The sequence below is a fragment of the Terribacillus saccharophilus genome (assembly GCF_046592895.1).
In the GTDB taxonomy this organism is placed as follows: domain Bacteria; phylum Bacillota; class Bacilli; order Bacillales; family Amphibacillaceae; genus Terribacillus; species Terribacillus saccharophilus_D.
In genome coordinates this window covers 150744-169343 of record NZ_JAWVPU010000002.1, presented here as the reverse complement: position 1 = coordinate 169343, position 18600 = coordinate 150744, and the positions used below count along the sequence as shown (strand labels likewise).

Below are 18600 nucleotides of genomic sequence, written 5' to 3'. Positions count from 1 at the left end.
TAAGAGTGAGGTGATTCGGCAATAAAAACGTTACAATTTTTTGTCCGGCTCAATCCAACGAAACAGATTTCTCCAGTTCCGTAAGTTCTTTTCCAGCCAGTGTATAGTATCGAACCGTAGCTATCTTGTCTTCGTAGGACAGAATGGCATAAGTCGGATGCGGCGACTGTTTTGGCAAACGGATGCTGCCAGGATTGATATAAAGCCTATCATCAATCACATCCGCTCTTGCCACATGCGAGTGTCCATAGCAGATTACTTTCGCATCTTTCTCTTTTGCCAACTTTTCAAGCGGACGCAAGCTGGATTTCACTCCATATAGATGTCCATGCGTGACAAGGATCGGAAGTTCGTTAACTGTGAGTTCCTCGACATCCGGGTAGGCTCTGTCAAAATCACAGTTTCCCGCAACACGGTAGTAGCCGTCCATCTCCGGCGCATCAAATGGCAGCTCTGAATCACCACAGTGGATCCTTGCAATCACATCATCTTCATGACGCTGTTTCAGCATACCGACTTCCGCTGTCATTCCATGGCTGTCACTTGTTATCAGCAGTTTCATCTGATCCCCTCACTTTTCCTTGTCATTCAGCCATTTTTCCAGCTTGATCATAGCCTGCTTACGATGGCTGATCTGGTTCTTTTCTTCTGGTTTCAATTCTGCCATGGATTTCTCATAGCCTTCGGGCTGGAAAACAGGATCGTAGCCGAAACCATGTTCCCCGCGCGGAGTTTCTGTTATTTTACCTTCCACATGACCTCTTGCGTAGAAGGTTTCTTTACCAGGCTGCGAAACCGCCAGAACACAAACAAAACGAGCGGTTCGTTCTTCTGCTGGGATATCTTTCAGCTCTTCCAGCACTTTATCCATGTTGGCTTGATCACTTTTGGCTTCTCCGGCGTAACGAGCCGAGTACACGCCCGGACGACCTTCCAGCGCATCGATTTCCAAACCGGAATCATCAGCCAGCACAGGAACTTGCAGATGCCCTGCCATCGTTTCCGCCTTAAGTGCTGCGTTTTCTTCGAATGTCGTACCTGTTTCCTCGATATCATCGAAGTGCTCCGCCAAATCATCGAGCCCATAAGCTGTTATGTCATAGTCCCCGAAGAAGGCTTTGAATTCCTTCAGTTTTCCGGCATTTTTTGTTGCGATGATGATTTTATCCATGTATAACCCTCCAATGAACGTTTCTTCCTATCTGTACCCTTGTTTCATGCAAAATAAAATTATGTAAAAGAATTGCTATCATTCAGTATATCGTTTTGCCTTCACCACATGCAAAGATCATCTGTGCCGGGACATCTTAAATGATCACTGGATCATCGCTTATCTTTATCAATCATCCTCATTATAACGATACACATCATGAGTAAAGCTATAAAAGTTCCATTCGGTTCTGGAGGCTGAGAGAAAAACCAGTTATTAATTGGATAATTGATAATTAAAATGAAGATAGCCATCATTATTAAAATACGATCAATATTTTTCATCCTGTGCCTCACTTTCCTTCCATACAACATATCACTTTAACAAGCATAACAAAAAAGCCCAGTCGATTGACTGGACTTTTGATTATAATTTTTCCGCTGGTACGAACTGTTCTCTCGTAACTGGTTCTGCGTATGCTTCACCATGCTCGTTGAACACTTCTTCTACGCCTTCTACTTTAACTGAGACTGCTTCGATTTCCTCAAGCTCGGTCAAGCTCATGACGAGTGTTTCCATCAATTGATCGGTGATTGCGGCTTCATCAGCATTACTCAATACTTCTTTATTGAATTCCAGATTCAGCACGCCATCTTTCAAAGTAGGTTCCGTAGCAAGGGCGGAACCTGTATTGAAGACATTGGAAAGGTTGCTATCCATCGATGGGCCGTCGATCAGGGCATTGACGATTTCTTCATAATCGTTCTCCGCATTGCTGATCATCCGCTCTGTCACAGGTACTTCATAAGCTGTGCCGTCGACTGCTTCAGCTGGGAAGTAAAGTGTGACAGATTCACTGTCCACTGTCGTGATGCCATTGTCCATCAAGTTGATACCATCTGCTCGGGAATAGCTTTTCCCGATTGGTGTACCGTCGACAGGCATTTTCGCCAAGTCTTGTCCTTCCACACGAATCGAAACATTTTTCACATTTTCAAATTGCGTCAATGTGTATGTGATGGACTCCAAGATCTTCTTCTCATTTGCTGCTTCGTATTCATTGAATTCTTTTGAAAAATCAACGATCAATGTGCCATTTTCTTGGGCATCGATTCCGTTGACCATCGTGCCAGCTGGTAAAACAGCTTCAAAGCCATTTGGCAGCATGTCCGTCACCGGACCATCCTTCACAAGGTATTCCAGCGTTTCTTTCGCCACTTCATTTGTTTGCGGCAGTTCGAATGTCATTGGGACGACCATGCCATTTGCATCCATCAAGAACAACTGACGCTTCGCAGTGGCAGATTCATCTGTTTTTGCGCCTTCTTTCGGCTGTTCTTCCTCACCTTCGGCTGGAGCATCTCCTTCAGCTGGTGTTTCTCCTTCTGCCGGCGCTTCTCCTTCAGTTGGTGCCGCATCTTCGGCTGGTGCTTCTGCAGCACCTGGCTCAAGTGCGTTTTCCTCCAGCTCGTCCACATATGTTGTATCCTGTGGCACGTCCACTTCGTCGACTGCCTGTTCTCCTTTTAAGGAGCATCCGGCCAATAAAATGGAAAGGCCTATTACGCTAGTGAAAAGACCTGCAATTTTCTTATTCATACGCACTTCTTCCCCCTTGATGGTTTGTACTATCATGTATACGAGCCATCAAGAAATTTAGACCATCTTTATTCAGATTGATTGCGCACTGCCAAGCTGGATCCTGCCGACTTCCGTCACTGGTCGCTGCAGCCACATATTCGCGATCTTCATGAACATATGCGTATCGCCGCTTGCATAGAACTGGTGGGCAACGGGGCGGTCACCTTCATAGAGTTTTCGTTTAAAGCCTAAAATCGCACTCACTTCACGAGCTGTTTCATCACCTGAATTGATGACTTCCACTCTGTCACCAACCGCTTCCTCAATCACCGACTTGATGATCGGATAATGCGTGCAACCCAGGATGAGTGTGTCCATCTCTTTCCAATCCTTCAAAGGCGTGAGCGCTTCCTGTACGACTTGCTGAGCCAGTGGGCCTGACACGATCCCTTTTTCCACCATCGGGACGAATGTCGGGCAAGCAAGACCTTCGACTTCAAGTTCGTCATTGATATTTTTCAAAGCTTTCCGGTACGCATGACTGCGGATTGTTCCCTCTGTACCAAGAACGCCGATATGATTTGTTTTCGTTGTTTTGATTGCTGCCCGTGCGCCTGGCTCGATGACACCGACAACCGGTATATCAAGCTTTTGCTTCAGCTCTTCCAAAGTGAAAGCTGTCGCTGTGTTACAGGCGATGACGAGCATTTTGATGTTCTTTTTCAGGAGAAAATTCACCATGTCCCATGTGAATTCCACTACTTCCTCTTCCGGTCTGGGACCGTACGGGCAGCGCAGCGTATCCCCGACATAAATGAGATTTTCCTTCGGCAGCTGACGCATCAGCTCCCTTGCAACGGTCAAACCGCCCACTCCTGAATCAATGACACCAATCGGATAATCCACGTTTATCTCCTCTTTTTCTTCTCTGTTTTAACCTCTAGCTGTTCGTAATCATTCATTTTACCGTGTAACTTATGTAAGAGCAACTGCAGCTGGTCTGCTTCTCCCAGAGAAAAAGTTTCCAGCAGCTCTTGCAAATATGCCTGGCGCTTTTTGATCACTTCCGTAATGATTTCTTCACCCTTACTTAGGATATGCACCCGGACGATTCGCCGATCCTTCTCATCACGCACACGTTTCACGAGTTCATTCTTTTCCAATCGATCGACGATATCGGTTGTCGTGCTGATTGCAAGCCTGATTGTCTGGGAAAGCTCTCCGGTGGTCATGTCTCCCTTATCCGCCAGCCATTGCAGCGCGACGAATTGCGGCGCAGTGATCGGATACTGCAGCAGTATCTCTCTTCCTTTTTGCTTGATGATCGCAGAAATATGCCGCAGCTCCTTCTCGATCGCCGCAATTTTTTCCGCCGTCAATGTGTCGTGCACCTGTCATTCCTCCTGCTATTTTTCCGCTAGTTTATTCCTGCGCAAATATTTTGCCAGTTGTTTCTTATATTGTAATGAGACCATGATATACAAAGTATCGCCAGCCTTGATGACTGTCTGTCCGTTCGGTGAAATGATCTCCCCGCTCCGGAGTATGGCATTGATCAAAGTCGTCTCCGGGAAATCCAGGTCTTCCAGCTGTTTGCCGGTGATATCGTTCAAGTCTGTTGGTTTATATTCTACCATCTCAAGATTGTTTCTTCCTATACTGATCAATTCCAGCGTCTCGATTTCATTTGTAGTCGGCGGCGCCACCAATTTCAGTTTGGCAGCGAGCGTCGTAACCGTAGACCCTTGCAGTACCGTCGATAAAAGAACAACGAAGAAGACAACGTTGAAGATCAACTGGGCATTTTCGATACCCGCAATGAGTGGGAATAGCGCCAATACAATCGGTACGGCACCTTTCAGGCCTGCCCAGGAAATGAACAGCTTTTCTTTGGCAGTATATTTAAAGCGGATCAATGACAGGAATGTCGCCAGCGGCCGCGCCAAGAAAATCAATACAAGCGACAGCAAAAAGCCTTTAAGCATCAGACTTGGCGTGAATAGCTCTTTAGGGAAAACGAACAGACCAAGCAAGACGAACATACATATCTGCATCAGCCAGCCGAACCCTTCATTGAACCGGATGATTGAACGGCGATACGTGATTTCTGCATTCCCGATATACAGGGCACTCACATAAACAGCCAATAATCCAGAAGCATGAATAACAGATGTCAGTCCGTAACTTAGCAAAGCAAAAGCGAGCGCGAATAACGGGTAAAGACCGCTCGTATCCAGATTGATCCGGTTAATGGCGGTGACAGCGATGAACCCGATCAAGAGTCCCATCGCAGCACCAGCTCCCATTTCCCAGATAAAGCTGCCTATCATGCTTACAACACTGGAGCCGTGACCACTGATCAGTTCGATACAAGTGATCGTCAAGAACATCGCCATCGGATCGTTTGTGCCAGATTCTGCTTCCAGCGTCGCAGCCAGTCTTTCTTTCACATTCTGGCCTTTCAGAACGGAAAATACGGCTGCAGCATCCGTCGATCCGACAATCGAACCGATAAGAACGGATTCCAACCATGTCAAATCAAAGATATAATGAGCTGCGACAGCAACGATCGCCGCTGTCAGCAATACACCGATCGTCGCCATCGTGATCGCTGGTGCAAGTGCCGGCTTCATCGAATTCCAGCTCGCGTGCAGACCACCTTCAAATAAAATTACAATTAGTGCAAAAATTCCGATTGCCTCTGCCAAATGGGCATTATCGAAGTAAACAAGGCCAAACCCATCGCTACCGACAATCATGCCGACCGCAATGAATAGAACAAGTGCCGGAACACCAAGCCTCGTCGAAAACTTCGTCACCACTACACTTACGACAAGCAGCAGCGCGAAGAGAAAAATGAATTGATTTGTTACCATATAATCATGCATGTACATCCCCCTACAAGGTGTCGAACTTTATCTGACTTATTTATCCTATCCTTAATGATACCGTTAAAAACGCTATACTGCATGCATTTCGCCCTCAGGCAAAGATTTTCGCATGAAAAAACCGACTCATAAGAGCCGGCTTATCATTTAAATAAAGGACTGAATGTATACGAACGATACAGATCTGAAAAAGAGGAAATTGGCAGTTCTTGATAACGAATTGCCTTGCAGCCATTTATGCTTACCATCAAGCAACCCTGCTCCTCATCAAAGCGGCTGACAATGGTATTTCCCTTTCGCATCGCCCACTTCTCGAAATCCGCTGGCGGAGAGCTCCCTAGCTGCGCTGCTTGGAATTGTGCGATCGTGCATTCCGCCGCGCTGTAGTGTGATGCCACTTCCGCAAGCGTTAGTCGATGCATCTCAGCAATCGGTGTCATGACAATAACATCATCTTCATCAGCCATATAGTACGCTCCCGCTTCAGTTACAGAAATAAAAGATTCTCTTACATCCCGGTACAGCAGCTGCTGCAAATCAGACAGTGACGACATGACAGGTGCGACAGACGGACTTTTCACAATTTCCATGGAAAACCCTCCTTTTCTGTAAAGATTCGACAGCTTCGGAGGTGATACCTTTTAATTTTTAATTATTGCACTCGAATTGTAATCTTATCACTTCATTATCTAGTTGATTCAGATATCGGTTATTCTCATTTATAGTGAATATTTGTAACTATTTTCGTATTCACGCTGACATTACTTGAAACAGAAGCCTCATGTATCTATGGTTTTCAACATGCTAAAATTAATTTACTAATATGGAAAATGATTCAAGACAGAGGAGGATTTCACCTTGTAGTGATCCTTAGTTGTAACGTGCTCACTAATTCCTCTTACATACATGATTTGAACAATATGAATGTCGTACTAAAATCGAAAGGTGTGTGTGATAGTGCATAAAACATACCGTGTCACCTTGCTGTTTTCATTGTTTTTTCAGCTATTTTCATGTGAACAGCCAATCAATCCAGCCGATTTGACAAAGGAAGAACAAGAAATCATGGACGAAGCAAGGTCATACAACCATTCGGAATTGGTTGATGGAGAAGTAGAACCTGGAACTCCAGTTACTGCTGTTGGGGAAGCCAGATATGCAGATGAATACGAAGAAGATGGAGAAACAATGAAAAAAGGTACAACCTTCCAATTAGTAAGTCTATACGGTTCGGATAGCTATACCATCATTCACGATGCCGACCAAGAGATCCAATTCGGTACTACGCAGACCATCTACGGCATTTACGAAGGCTATGATGAGATGGAGTCCAAACCAATCATCCGCGCCGTTGTTGCCGACCTCCGTGAAGATGAGCCAGTCATCACCAGGGAAGAAAGCTCTTTGATAGGATTCGAATATGGCAATTTCAAGCGACTCGGCGGCTATTTCGACGAAAATGATAGATCGGCCATCGAGAATCAAACTGCATTTCAATATGATTTTAGACTATCGCTTGTAGAAATGTATATAGATGAAGATTACCGGGATAAGTTCAATGATCAAGAAACAGCGACTGCCATCTCGATCAGTGTATCTGGCGAAAATAATTCGAATTACACCGTAGATTTTCCAGCCGCATTTCATGTTACAACAAATACAGGTGAACAATACGACCACTCAGATGCTGTCCACTCTTATAATGCAGCTGGCCAATATGAACCAGGCGAAACGAAGGCCGCTAGTTACTATTTTGTCTTGGATGATAAAGCAGAAATCCCCGACTCCCTCTCGATCACCTTTGAGGCCCCGCTTAGGGACGGGAAAAAACTTGGCAGTGACCAGACAGCTACATTCCGATATGCAGAAGATGAAGAATAAGAAACAAATAAAAACGTGCAACGCATCTGGTTGCACGTTTTCTTATTCCCCTCCGCCTCCGCCGCCATCCGAACCCCCACCATCATAGGAAGGACTGCTTGGACCAGAATCATAGGACTGGGAACCGAGATCCGTATCGTGATAACGCTTATGATTGCTATCACTCTCGGAGTTTTGCGCCAACATCGGCGTATACATATAGGAATCGCTATCCGCGCCGGACTTACTTTTGTTTTTCGAACTATCCGCCGACTGCTCATTATGCTGTTTTTTCCGAACAGCTATCAAGGCTATAACAATAACTGCAGCCAATACAAGAAGGACACCAATAAAAATATTAGTCGCGATTTTATCCATGAAAAGCTCACCTCTTACATATGTATTTCTCTTTATTTTACTAAGGATATCATAAAATTAATTACAATATTCCCCTGTTCCAATAAAATATCTGTAAGGCATTGTTATATTTACTCATATTGAATGCTGCAGAAAACGTAACGACTTTTCTCGATTGATCATCGAAAAGAGCCGTTTCGTTTTGTCTGCCATATTAGGAGTCACTGCTCTTTTTCTGCTGTAACTTTTCCAATACATCTGCATATTTATGATCAAGTTTATAGAATATCAGCAAAACGATTTGTGATATGGCAAGTATAGCCGGCAAATAAAGGAAGAGGAACCGACAAGTATTCTGAATCAATACTGATTGATAGCTTCCAGGTTGATACCCGACCATATACATCAACCAGCTGACGCCAACTGTCCCAATACCGATTGCTGCACTTGCCGCAAAATTCCCCATACCAAAAATCATTCCTGGAGTTCGCAATCCACTTAACAGCTCCCCATACTCTACTGTATCAGCCAGCATAGCGAAGATGGCGGCACCAAGCGGAAGCCAGCCAATTGCTTTTAAAACAAAGCCAATAATGATGATTACTGGTTCCTCTGCTCCAAATAGCAAGACCACTGTTCCTAAAAGGGTAACGATAGTCCCGATGATGATGGCATTTCTCTTACCGTACCTTCTGATAAGCGGCGCGGTAAACAGAAGACTGCCTATCAGCATGACCATGGAAACAATCCCGAAAATGGCTTGTCCTGCACGCTGATTATTCATGAAAATATCGCCATAGAATACACTTGAATGCAGCTGAATTGCCACTTGCGATACGGAGATAAAGATGATCAGCACTGCAAAAACAGCTTGTTTATTCGTAAAGAAACTAGTGAAGACTTTCTCTATGGATACTTTCGGACGGTTCATTTCCAGGTGTCTTTCTGTTGTTTTCCGATAAGTGTTTCTGTATAGGAAAAGCACGAAAATAGCAAAGATCAAAAAGGCGATGAACCAGCCCCAATCCGAACTATATAATCGATAATCCATCGCGTTTAAAATCCTCGTCGCCACATACGCCGCTCCAGCTGTATATCCCATGCGAAACACATTGAAGCTTTCCCGCTACTGTTGATCCTGTGTCAAGGAAGACTGCAGTGCTGCAAATGGAACATAATAAGCCGCACACAACACAGCGAATACATTGCCAGCAATCAACAAATAGATGGTTTGCAGCAAAGCATCTGTGTTTGGCAGAAAACTTAGCAATACAGCAAAGACTACTAAAGGTATAGCAGTCCATCGTAGCCACCTTTTCGCATTGCTAAATTTCTCCCCTCCTACATCCATCAAACCACCGATCACCAATGCCGCAGCAGCATGAATCAACCAACACATCGTCAGGATTGCCCGCAGCGCACTCCCCTCAATGTCAAATCTGTAAGGAAAGTAATTGTATAACCCCAGTATTATCATGATGATTAAAAAGAAACCCGCAAAAGCTCCTGCTCCATAACCATTTTTCTCCCCTGCTGGGATTCTGAGATGATATCCAACCTTGCGCTCATTACTTTGCATCTTTCCCCTCCGCTCCCGTCCCTATATATAGTCCAACACAAGAAATCATTACATATTATTCCATATCATCATAGCAAATTGGAAAAAATCAGTAAATTAGAAGGGGGTTCATTTTCTTTTCCCCCTACTCGCAAACTAAGTTTATGAAGAAAATCCCAATTAACAATGCCGTTCAACCTAGAGAGAAAAGACGAAAAACGAGTGATTTTTGAAGCTTTTGTCTTATTTGCGCAAAATGAATTTTGAAACGGATGCCTCATACTCAAATTAGCATTATTTTGGTAAGATAGATTTGCTCAGTGGAAGAAAAATACAACTATGGGAATGGACATGAAAATGGAGGAATGAATTTGAAGAAATTATACGGTTTCATCATTTTATTGGGATTAGTGCTGCTATTGGCTGCTTGCGGCAGTGATCAGGCATCGAAAAAGGAACAGTCAAATGGAGATACAGAGAGTTCGAGTACGAGTCAACTGACCACTGAACAAAAAATGGAGAAATATGAGTATACCTCGGAGGAATTCGGTGACTATTTCTTACTCGGCATTTACACCAATAAAGCTGAAGGACTTAGTTATGAACCTATATCCGTTACATTTGACAACTTCACTCTGGAGGGTGGACTTTCTTTAGTTGAAATTGATTTAAATGAGGAAGCAAAAAAATTAGAACAGTTTTCCGGTAAAGACACCGTTCGCGCTGTCATGCTTGAAATGGAAACAGATAATGAAAACGATTATGAATTCACGTATCACGGGAGAGCCACTGCCAAAACTGAAACAGGTGATGAGCTGACAGGGTTTATCAGTCCCGATAGTGAGTTGGTCAAAGACTACACCACAGATGATTACATAGAACACGGCATCATGTATTTCTTATTAGATGACCTCAATTCTGAACCAAAACAGCTGGAAATAACATTTGAACCTCCTGAAAGAGACGGCAAACCAGTAGGGGATGCGCAGACTGTGAAATCTGGTGATTTGGTTCCTGAATCAGATTTGGATAAGTAAGCAGGTCTAACACGAAAATCTCGAAGCAACACACAGAAAATTGTGCAGCTCATGTGGCTGCACATTTTTCATTTTCATAGATAAATTAAATGATTAGACTAGCAAGTGCGTCGCCAGATTCGTTAGCCCTTATTGCCAAGTACATTCCAACGTAGAAACCAACAGGTATAGCTATCCACATAAACACAATCGCCAGTACATGGTGGATTCTTGAGGGGAATTTAAGCGTAGTGATCAATCCATACAAAAAACTAACACCCCACAACACCACGACGATAAAAAACTCAGGAGCCACATACTTCTGTCCTGTATAATTCTCTGCTATCGTTCCCGCAGCAAAGAATTCCGCTGAAAAATATGCAATAAAACCGCTTATAACTGCATTTGTGAGAAATACTATCCTGTTTTTGTTCATGTGGTACCTCCTAATTATACTTAAGCTAATTCATCTAACGTTCTCCCTCTTAACTGCCGCGATATTTCTGGGCAACTTCACTGTTTGGATTCAATTCCAATATTCTTTTTGCAGCAGCAAGTGCTTCCTGCTCCCCTACTACTTTATCCGGCACTTCATGCAAAAACAATAAATAAGTAAGATAATGCTTTAATTCCTCCGGCTCAGCTAAAGTAATACAGCGCCTTGCATGATAAAGCGCAGAAAAGTAAGCACCAGGTAAATGACAAAGCGGATGCACAAGCAACTCAAACGCCATTTCATGAAGCTGAATCGTCTCATCCTGAAGCAATAAGTGCTGCGTAAAAGTGTATACAGCAAGGCTATGTTCACTAAATGCTATATCTGTTAATAACGCATCCAGTTCATCATAAGTCAGGTTATCTGTGATTTCCTGAGCCTTTTCGCATTCCCCTGCAAGGATTAGGTCTTTCAATTTCTCATTCAATACTAACTCACCTACTCTTGATAAATCTATATAAATTTCTTGCCTTTCTGCTGGATTAATTCAAGGTTTCCCCTGCGCTCATTTCTTCATGGTGACACATATTCACATTCAGCATTTTTTTATTTAGAATTATAGTAACATATGGTAAAAGCATCACAATAAGTAATATCAATATATAAAAGAGGGATAAATGATGGAAGCTCCACGAAAACTTCAAAAAGGCGATGAGCTCCGGATTATCGCCCCAAGCCGCAGCTTGAAGATCTTGTCTAGTGACGGCATTCAAACAGCAAAAAAGCGTCTGGAAAACTTAGGCTTATACGTCACATTCGGCAAAAATGTTCACGTCTCTGATTTGCATGATTCTTCTTCTATTGAACAACGCGTCGATGACCTGCATGAAGCATTTGCTGACAAGAATGTAAAAGGAATGCTAACTACAATAGGCGGTTTCAATAGCAACGAATTGCTGCCTTATTTGAATTTCGAATTAATAAAAGCCAACCCTAAAATCCTATGTGGATTCAGCGATATCACCGCTTTAACTAATGCCATTACCGCAAAATCGAATCTCATTACATATTCGGGTCCGCACTTCTCAAGCTTCCAGATGGACGGGTTACAAGAATACCAAACAACTTTCTTTAAGCACTGTTTGATGGACGTCGCACCGTTTAAGCTGCAGCCATCCACTGAATGGAGCGACGATTTATGGTATGTAGATCAAGAAAATCGTAATTATGAGGAAACAAAATGGAAGGTTTATTCTCACGGAAGCGCAACTGGAACATTATTCGGCGGAAACCTATGTACATTGAATCTGTTACAAGGAACTGAATACATGCCAAATTTCGAAAATAGCATTCTATTCATAGAAGACGATGAGTTAACCTCACCTGAAATGTTTGCTAGGGATTTAACGTCCTTACTTCAAGTAAGTAAAAATATAAAGGCATTATTAATTGGCCGCTTTCAGAACTCATCAAATGTAACAGAAGAGCAGCTTCATTTTATTTTGGATAAGCATCCGCAACTAAGAAATATCCCCGTTATCTATGATATGGATTTTGGTCATACGCAACCGATTATGACTTTGCCGATTGGTGGGGAGATTAGTGTGGATACAGGGGATTTTAGATTGGAGATAATTGAATTTTAGATGTTGCATGAATAAATGATATATAACTATCTGAAAAGCTGCTCAATTTCATGGCAGCTCACAGATTGTTTCATAGTCCCGAAAATCGACTTATTCTCTGGCTTCCTTCTCATAATCAGCTGACTAAACACAAAAAAACCGACCACCACAGTCGGTTCTAAGCAGCTGCTATGCAGGCCATTATTCTCTCTTTGCATACAGACAGCTATGTCAGTCGACAGGCAAAGATCGCGCCTGTCAGAGCTTCAGTTCCCCCATGCGAAGGAGCTCCACTACAGCCTGAGACCGTCCCTTTACTCCCAGTTTCTGCATCGTATTCGAGATGTGGTTCCGCACTGTTTTTTCTGAAATGAATAGCTCTTGGGCAATTTCCTTTGTCGTCTTATCCTGAACCAATAGTTCAAAGACTTCTTTTTCTCGTTTGGTGAGTAATTGTTTTGGCCTGTAGTCATTATCCTTCAAATCTTAACCCCTCCTTGCTCTCTTCAGGGTTGCTGCGTCAGGTATTTATTTAGTCCATGTAGCTTATGTAAACGATAGCCGGAGGGTGAACGGTTTTCTTGATTTGTTAACGATTGTTGGTGGTTGATTTACGTTATGGAGAACGGGAAAGTAAGTTTCGATTGACAACATTGTATATTTCTCTTGCACTTAACTCTGATCTCCTAGCCCCACATCTTTAATTCTAAACAAAGAAATATTGGTGTTTCAGAACCCTAGTGTTTAATTTCTCAATATGTTATATAATTTATCTGGTGAGTATATTCCTACGTTTCATTTACTTAGCAACAATATAATTAAAGGGGTCTTAGCTTTGAAAAAGATTTACATTTTACTAATAGCAGTATTGTTTGTGGTTGGTTTAGCAGCATGTGGCAGCGAGGATACAACAAAAGAGAAGTCAGAATCAGAAAATACAAACGTTAAGCAAGAAACCACAAATGAAGAAACAACTGATAATGACAAGCAACAAACAGAAGCAGCAGCTACTGAGGTGAAAACTGAAGAACCTAGTGTTGATTGGGAAACACAAGTAACAGACATCGCAAATGGCAACGGATCAGAAACCGAAAAGTTTGACCAGGTATCCTTACTTGCTATGGACTACTCTCCAACTAATGAGGAGCTTGAAACTTTTGGTGATGACATCGTGAATGAGTATAAGAATGGCACTTACCTGTCAGACATTACAAATCACGAATATATGCTAAAAAACATCTTTAAAGCTCAAGTCGTTGACAGTGCGTTTGAAGACAATGAGCAGAAACCTCTTGACTCATTTGCCTTTGATTTCCTACAGAACTCTAAGTACACATACAGAGGCGTAGATGCCGTAGATAGTCAGTCTGTTCAAAGTAACGAGAAGCAAATGGATGATGCTCTCGCTCAAATTAATTAATTCAAGTAGCCCGCTACAATTGCGTAGTGGGCATTTTATATTGATAGTAACAATAGTGATTCTTTTGTATTTAGTTATAGTTCTCTTATTATTTGAAACCTTTGCATTAACTACTCGTATTATTCGTATACTGCTAAACGCCCCCACTCTGTTTCTCGTTATCTTTGTAGGTAAATATTCAAATATTAAAGGCTTTGGAAAGTCTGTAATATTAAAAAGAACTTGATCAAAACCTCTTCTCTTGTACTCATCTTTTATTCAATAAATATATGACAAGGAGTATCCACATATGACAAGGAGTATCCACATATGAGACTAGAAGGAACAAAACACCTACAACTCTATGCACAAAAAGCACACCACTATGAAGCTTTTATAGTAGCTAATAAAGAAGGTATTCAAGAACTAATTGAAGCTCTTAATAAAGCTTTATTGGAAGGAGAATCCAAGGCAGATTTATATCCTTCTGATGGCGAAGGGTATAAACTCTACATCAAACTCTTAAATAATAATGATGTAGACTTGTTCGAAAGTCTTGAGATGCCATATACAGACCAATTTGGACTTAAAAACACACATATTTATTATGAACACCAGCACAAAGACAAAAACGCTCCATATCATCCAATAATACTGTTTAAAGATGATGACAGCAATAAGTAAAAATATCAGAAAAGAGTATTCTTGAGAATCTCTTCTCTTGTAATTGTTGTAACGGTTTATTACGTCGGATGGCTCTGGTAGATAACCGGATAACCTGTTCCGATCCACACCTTTTATTATTATGGAAAATACAGAACTATATACTTTGTCTTCTACTTGAATTCGCATCGGGTAGACGGTAAGCATTTATACGACCTTCTTGACATATTCCCAAAAATGCTTTATATGTGTTAATTCGCCGAACAAGTCGTCTATGGTTTTCTTCATCAAAAATAACTCCTTTAGCTAAGTTATTTTTGCCCACCTTCTTATAATTCTTCCAGCATTCCCATATAATATTTGTCATCTGTATTCATCTTCCTTAAAAATTCCTCAAGCGATTCTGCAATCTGCAAATCATAATAATAGACTGGGCTGCAGGCACTTTCATTTAATGCTATGGAAAACAAAGCAGACTCGCTTCCTTCAAAAAATATAAGCTTATCATTCTCAAATGCCTCGTATATTTCTATATCCGGATAATAAACAAAATCATTCTCCCTTAATCGAAAATCCCTCACCGAATATGGGTCCATGATTCGGTTCACATTATATTCCGATCCTTTGATAAAGCCATAGCCAACTTCTGCATAAAGCAGAACCAGCTCTTTCGGAAATGTCAAAGCAAGACGATTTTCTGCTGCTTGTATGTCACGATTCGCAACAGGATAAAAGCTGTTACCCTGATTTTCTGTCAGAAATGTATAACGCACCTTTTTCTCCTCCTTTGCATTAGCAGCTATTACGTTATTTCTACCAATATAAATCCTATACCTTTAAACAGAGCATCTCTTCATAATGAGCTCCATCGCAGTCGTAGTCATACTAATATACGCCCCCATCCAAACAGCTTTCGGATTAGATCTTATCTTCTCAACTACTCCTTTAAATTCCTTCTAAGAAGACTTTGAGAGCATACTGATTTCCTGTATGCCATGAATCGCTTTATTGTCTATACAAAAAGAGGCAGCCGGATTACCTGACTCCCCCTATCTCGTTATCTTCATATCTACTATTACTGTATCTCACCAACATCTACATTCTCTATCTTCACTTCATACATATTTTTCATTTCTACATTTTCTGGTACCCATGCATAATAATTTTGATCATTTTCTAAAATAAACTGCACAAGTTTGGTCTCTGAATCGGGCCAAAAATCCTTAATAAAGTCAACATGATCTTCTAAGTCCTCTTTATAATCTAATTGAAGAATATATTCTCGCTGGGTTAATGCAAATACAATTAATTCCCCTAAGATATTTTTATCTTTGTTCTCTTCCTTATACTCATCAAGAGAGAACCATATTTGATTTAATTCCATTGGTTCTTTATACTTTTCAAAAAATATCTCATCATCTAGTTCTTTATAGTCTTTTATTAAATTATCGACAAAAGAATGCCATTTGCCTGGGATGATTTTTTCCAAGGCAGGATTGTTTTTAATTCCTTCCCGCCCGTTTTCTACCGCTTCCGATGCATTTTGGACTAAGTAATCATCCAGGTTAAAGGACTTAAAGTCCATAGTATTCTTATAATGCGCTAGATCATATGGATAGTGATTATTATCTTTCAGACCCGAATCATCAAGCTTAAGAATTTTTGCAAGTGCTGCAGTTTCAAAGCTCCAGAATCCTACATAACCTGGTTCTTTATGAGCATTCTTCCACTCGTAATCATAGTGACCCTTAAACCATTCTTTGTCCATATATATTTGCATTCTTTTAGAAGCTTTAGTCTTATCAGTTTGTGAAATCTCTATAATTTCTTTTGTTACTGAATATGGATTCTCTTTTTCAAACATATATGTTATTTTATTCCATTCGATATTACTAGCAGTCAGCAAGTAATCAATAACAAAATCATTTGTTTTATATTTCTGTACTAAAACGGATAATCTCTCCATGTTACTTTTATTCGTTTCTAGTAATATTCCTAAGGATACCATCCAAAGTAAATCTAAATATCCCACTTTCATCTGCCCCATATTTTCTAGATCAGTAATGGCTTCCTCAAAATCATCCATTATTGACTCAACACTTTTTCCAATAGAATATTTGGCCCTGATAATATCAGTTTCGTATAGAAAGTTTGTTTGATAGGTCCTTTCTATTATGCTCTTATTATCACCAGGGTATCTTTGAATTCCATTTTTAATATCTTCTTCTATGTTCTTAATGTGCTTTCGATTTCTAACAATAAATTTCTTTTTATTTTCAATACTTTTTTCACATCTATCTTCTAAGCAAAGTTGATCTCGCTTCATATTATTCTCCTTATCCCCATATTATGGCCATTCCCCAACTATATTTCCATCCATATCGAGTCTAAATGTGGTGATACTCCCATCACTATTAACTTTAGATAATACCTTTTCAACTTCATAGTTTTGTAATGCCATAGTTATCTCATCCGCTAAAAACTCATCATTATTAACAGCCTTTAATATTCTGTTTCTTTTGGTATTCGTACCCAAAATCCAGCTATCCGACATCTGTTTACCATCTTTTGTTCTTCCTAATCGCGAACTTCCAAACTTGGCTTCATCTATTACGTATTTTACATTTGAATTCGGATTTGTATTTTCATATAACCCGTCAATACCCTTTACTATCTTATCATTTAAATCTGATGGAGCACCTTTATTTCCTGCTGGCTTTAAATCATACCCCGCATCTTTCAAACTTTGATTGTTTAATAAGTTATCACTGGATACAATCTCACCGAAGTTCCCTTTTTGTTTATTTGTAGCTGTCTTTGCATCAAAGTTATAAACAGAAGTATTCCTGCTACCACTACTAATAGAACTAATCCGCCCAGACCCATACACAACCGAATTCGAACTCCCGCCATTCTTACCCATTGCAAGCGGCAAACCGTCAGTACCTGTTGCAAGCAGTGGCTGATCTATCGTGTTTAGCATTTCATCTTGAATTTGCTTATTGATTTGTTTATCTAAAAGAACATCATAAGGGATAAGGATGGAATTATCCATTCCCACATCGGCTTGCTTGGAAGCATTCGTCAGTTGGCCTGCTTCTGCTCCCGCCATAGCTTTTGGATTCGATCTTAGCTCCTCCACTACTTCTTTAAAGTCCTTCCCAGATGACTTTGAGAGCGTACTGATTTCTTGTATGCTTTGACTCGCATTTCTGCTTCCGAATGCTCGGATGGCGCTTCCTCCTGATTTTACACCACCGTAAAGCGCACTGCCTCCAGCGAATATAGCTCGCCATGCCCTTTCCGAATCGTCTAACTCCCTTCCTGTGAGCCAGTCTTTACCACTGATTGCACTGGAACCTTCTAATAGAAGCATCCCTCCGCCTATTATTCCACCCACAGCAGGACCAGTAAATAATGCAACTGCCCCTATTCCTACGCCGGTCCAAGTTTCTTTAGATTTCTGACCATCTTCTATGGAATTATATTGAAAAGCTCCACTGTTCATTTTACCATTTTTGTATGCATCATAATCTATATCATCCGTACCCTGGTTTTCCTGCCACATGTTGAATTCTTGGAGCATCTTATTAGAATAATACGAATCTCCTTGGAAAAGATCATTTATACCGGCTTCTTCTTTAGGCAGTGCATATTCATAAGTGCCGCCTTCATGTTTTAATTCACGTGGATCTGTTGCGCCAATACGGTTCTCTGTCCTGTAAGTGGTTATGGTTGCATCTCGCATGGCGGTGACGAATTTATCCATATCCACATAGAATGGATGGTCGATTTTATCATCGATTAGACCCCCAACTTGGTATCCGTAATCATACAGGACGCTATAATCTCTTCTTAAAGATAAATAATCACTTCTTTTGTCTGTGTAAGAAAGCGAGACCACTCCATCTGAATCGTACTTTGCAATCTTTTCTTTCGCTTGGTCCAGGTTCGTACTGATCCGTTCTAAATAAGAAAATGTACCTGTGTAAACAGATTGTGACATTTCATACATCTCATTCTCAACTTTTTTCCACTGCTCTTGGTGAAACTTCACATCCACCACT

At 41.2% G+C, this 18600-nt stretch carries 20 protein-coding genes and 1 pseudogene; 5 read left to right on the top strand and 16 right to left on the bottom strand.

Annotation, left to right across the window (positions count from 1 at the left end):
* Nucleotides 1-49 precede the first annotated feature (49 nt).
* From SFC66_RS06550 to SFC66_RS06520, 7 genes are all read right to left on the bottom strand, one after another.
* Nucleotides 50-562 (bottom strand): metallophosphoesterase, encoded by a 513-nt coding sequence (locus tag SFC66_RS06550; RefSeq protein WP_411217917.1) that lies wholly within the window; start codon nt 560-562, stop codon nt 50-52.
* 9 nt (nt 563-571) lie between these two features.
* Nucleotides 572-1171: an XTP/dITP diphosphatase gene (locus SFC66_RS06545; RefSeq protein ID WP_411217916.1), complete on the bottom strand. Its 600-nt coding sequence runs from the start codon at nt 1169-1171 to the stop codon at nt 572-574.
* A gap of 405 nt (nt 1172-1576) precedes the next feature.
* The gene (locus SFC66_RS06540) at nt 1577-2749 is read right to left on the bottom strand and encodes a GerMN domain-containing protein (protein ID WP_411217915.1); all 1173 of its coding nucleotides are present in this window, start codon (nt 2747-2749) and stop codon (nt 1577-1579) included.
* Nucleotides 2750-2821: 72 nt separating this feature from the next.
* On the bottom strand, nt 2822-3637 hold the full coding sequence (gene racE, locus SFC66_RS06535; RefSeq protein ID WP_411217914.1) for a glutamate racemase: 816 nt from the start codon (nt 3635-3637) through the stop codon (nt 2822-2824).
* A 2-nt stretch (nt 3638-3639) separates the two neighbouring features.
* The gene (locus tag SFC66_RS06530) at nt 3640-4122 is read right to left on the bottom strand and encodes a MarR family winged helix-turn-helix transcriptional regulator (RefSeq protein WP_411217913.1); all 483 of its coding nucleotides are present in this window, start codon (nt 4120-4122) and stop codon (nt 3640-3642) included.
* Nucleotides 4123-4137: 15 nt separating this feature from the next.
* Nucleotides 4138-5619, bottom strand: coding sequence for a potassium/proton antiporter (locus SFC66_RS06525; RefSeq protein WP_411217912.1), 1482 nt, complete (start codon nt 5617-5619; stop codon nt 4138-4140).
* Nucleotides 5620-5762: 143 nt separating this feature from the next.
* Complete coding sequence (locus tag SFC66_RS06520) at nt 5763-6209, bottom strand: hypothetical protein (RefSeq protein ID WP_411217911.1); 447 nt, start codon at nt 6207-6209, stop codon at nt 5763-5765.
* 367 nt (nt 6210-6576) lie between these two features.
* Here SFC66_RS06520 and SFC66_RS06515 point away from each other — a divergent pair, with 367 nt between their 5' ends.
* Complete coding sequence (locus SFC66_RS06515; protein WP_411217910.1) at nt 6577-7500, top strand: hypothetical protein; 924 nt, start codon at nt 6577-6579, stop codon at nt 7498-7500.
* Nucleotides 7501-7542: 42 nt separating this feature from the next.
* Here the strand turns inward: SFC66_RS06515 and SFC66_RS06510 are convergent, their stop codons facing one another.
* The 3 genes and pseudogenes from SFC66_RS06510 to SFC66_RS06500 all read right to left on the bottom strand — a co-directional run bounded on the left by SFC66_RS06510 (nt 7543) and on the right by SFC66_RS06500 (nt 9415).
* Nucleotides 7543-7857, bottom strand: a complete 315-nt coding sequence (locus SFC66_RS06510) for a hypothetical protein (RefSeq protein ID WP_411217909.1) — start codon at nt 7855-7857, stop codon at nt 7543-7545.
* Nucleotides 7858-8050: 193 nt separating this feature from the next.
* A pseudogene (locus SFC66_RS06505) lies at nt 8051-8950 on the bottom strand (MFS transporter); the annotation flags it as partial.
* 12 nt (nt 8951-8962) lie between these two features.
* A complete protein-coding gene (locus tag SFC66_RS06500; RefSeq protein WP_411217908.1) occupies nt 8963-9415 on the bottom strand; it encodes an MFS transporter in 453 nt (150 codons plus the stop codon).
* Between the two features lie 350 nt (nt 9416-9765).
* Here SFC66_RS06500 and SFC66_RS06495 point away from each other — a divergent pair, with 350 nt between their 5' ends.
* Nucleotides 9766-10431, top strand: coding sequence for a hypothetical protein (locus SFC66_RS06495; RefSeq protein ID WP_411217907.1), 666 nt, complete (start codon nt 9766-9768; stop codon nt 10429-10431).
* A gap of 85 nt (nt 10432-10516) precedes the next feature.
* Here SFC66_RS06495 and SFC66_RS06490 read toward each other — a convergent pair whose 3' ends face one another.
* Together SFC66_RS06490 and SFC66_RS06485 are read right to left on the bottom strand one after the other, a co-directional pair.
* On the bottom strand, nt 10517-10846 hold the full coding sequence (locus tag SFC66_RS06490; protein WP_411217906.1) for a hypothetical protein: 330 nt from the start codon (nt 10844-10846) through the stop codon (nt 10517-10519).
* Nucleotides 10847-10895: 49 nt separating this feature from the next.
* A complete protein-coding gene (locus tag SFC66_RS06485; protein ID WP_411217905.1) occupies nt 10896-11333 on the bottom strand; it encodes a hypothetical protein in 438 nt (145 codons plus the stop codon).
* 193 nt (nt 11334-11526) lie between these two features.
* On the opposite strand from SFC66_RS06485, the gene SFC66_RS06480 reads away from it, so the two are divergent.
* Entirely contained in the window at nt 11527-12492 is a 966-nt protein-coding gene (locus tag SFC66_RS06480) for a S66 family peptidase (RefSeq protein WP_411218703.1), read from the top strand.
* A gap of 237 nt (nt 12493-12729) precedes the next feature.
* On the opposite strand, the gene SFC66_RS06475 is transcribed toward SFC66_RS06480, so the two are convergent.
* The gene (locus SFC66_RS06475; RefSeq protein WP_038562019.1) at nt 12730-12954 is read right to left on the bottom strand and encodes a helix-turn-helix domain-containing protein; all 225 of its coding nucleotides are present in this window, start codon (nt 12952-12954) and stop codon (nt 12730-12732) included.
* 352 nt (nt 12955-13306) lie between these two features.
* Between SFC66_RS06475 and SFC66_RS06470 the strand changes: the two genes are divergently transcribed.
* Both SFC66_RS06470 and SFC66_RS06465 read left to right on the top strand, forming a co-directional pair.
* Nucleotides 13307-13891: a hypothetical protein gene (locus SFC66_RS06470; RefSeq protein WP_411217904.1), complete on the top strand. Its 585-nt coding sequence runs from the start codon at nt 13307-13309 to the stop codon at nt 13889-13891.
* Between the two features lie 309 nt (nt 13892-14200).
* Complete coding sequence (locus tag SFC66_RS06465) at nt 14201-14554, top strand: hypothetical protein (protein WP_411217903.1); 354 nt, start codon at nt 14201-14203, stop codon at nt 14552-14554.
* Between the two features lie 308 nt (nt 14555-14862).
* Here SFC66_RS06465 and SFC66_RS06460 read toward each other — a convergent pair whose 3' ends face one another.
* The 3 genes from SFC66_RS06460 to SFC66_RS06450 form a co-directional block, all read right to left on the bottom strand.
* Nucleotides 14863-15306, bottom strand: a complete 444-nt coding sequence (locus SFC66_RS06460; protein ID WP_411217902.1) for an SMI1/KNR4 family protein — start codon at nt 15304-15306, stop codon at nt 14863-14865.
* 302 nt (nt 15307-15608) lie between these two features.
* Nucleotides 15609-16859 (bottom strand): PoNi-like cognate immunity protein, encoded by a 1251-nt coding sequence (locus SFC66_RS06455; RefSeq protein WP_411217901.1) that lies wholly within the window; start codon nt 16857-16859, stop codon nt 15609-15611.
* Between the two features lie 21 nt (nt 16860-16880).
* Nucleotides 16881-18599 carry a hypothetical protein gene (locus tag SFC66_RS06450; protein WP_411217900.1) on the bottom strand — a complete coding sequence of 573 codons (1719 nt, stop codon included), beginning with the start codon at nt 18597-18599 and terminating at the stop codon, nt 16881-16883.
* Nucleotide 18600: the final 1 nt, after the last annotated feature.

What these genes read in the sequence shown, in the direction of transcription:
- SFC66_RS06540 (WP_411217915.1), bottom strand. Translation starts at nt 2,749, where the DNA reads ATGAATAAGAAAATTGCAGGTCTTTTCACTAGCGTAATAGGCCTTTCC.
- SFC66_RS06480 (WP_411218703.1), top strand. Translation starts at nt 11,527, where the DNA reads ATGGAAGCTCCACGAAAACTTCAAAAAGGCGATGAGCTCCGGATTATC.
- SFC66_RS06520 (WP_411217911.1), bottom strand. Translation starts at nt 6,209, where the DNA reads ATGGAAATTGTGAAAAGTCCGTCTGTCGCACCTGTCATGTCGTCACTG.
- SFC66_RS06500 (WP_411217908.1), bottom strand. Translation starts at nt 9,415, where the DNA reads ATGCAAAGTAATGAGCGCAAGGTTGGATATCATCTCAGAATCCCAGCA.
- SFC66_RS06525 (WP_411217912.1), bottom strand. Translation starts at nt 5,619, where the DNA reads ATGCATGATTATATGGTAACAAATCAATTCATTTTTCTCTTCGCGCTG.
- SFC66_RS06465 (WP_411217903.1), top strand. Translation starts at nt 14,201, where the DNA reads ATGAGACTAGAAGGAACAAAACACCTACAACTCTATGCACAAAAAGCA.
- SFC66_RS06455 (WP_411217901.1), bottom strand. Translation starts at nt 16,859, where the DNA reads ATGAAGCGAGATCAACTTTGCTTAGAAGATAGATGTGAAAAAAGTATT.
- SFC66_RS06510 (WP_411217909.1), bottom strand. Translation starts at nt 7,857, where the DNA reads ATGGATAAAATCGCGACTAATATTTTTATTGGTGTCCTTCTTGTATTG.
- SFC66_RS06550 (WP_411217917.1), bottom strand. Translation starts at nt 562, where the DNA reads ATGAAACTGCTGATAACAAGTGACAGCCATGGAATGACAGCGGAAGTC.
- SFC66_RS06490 (WP_411217906.1), bottom strand. Translation starts at nt 10,846, where the DNA reads ATGAACAAAAACAGGATAGTATTTCTCACAAATGCAGTTATAAGCGGT.
- SFC66_RS06545 (WP_411217916.1), bottom strand. Translation starts at nt 1,171, where the DNA reads ATGGATAAAATCATCATCGCAACAAAAAATGCCGGAAAACTGAAGGAA.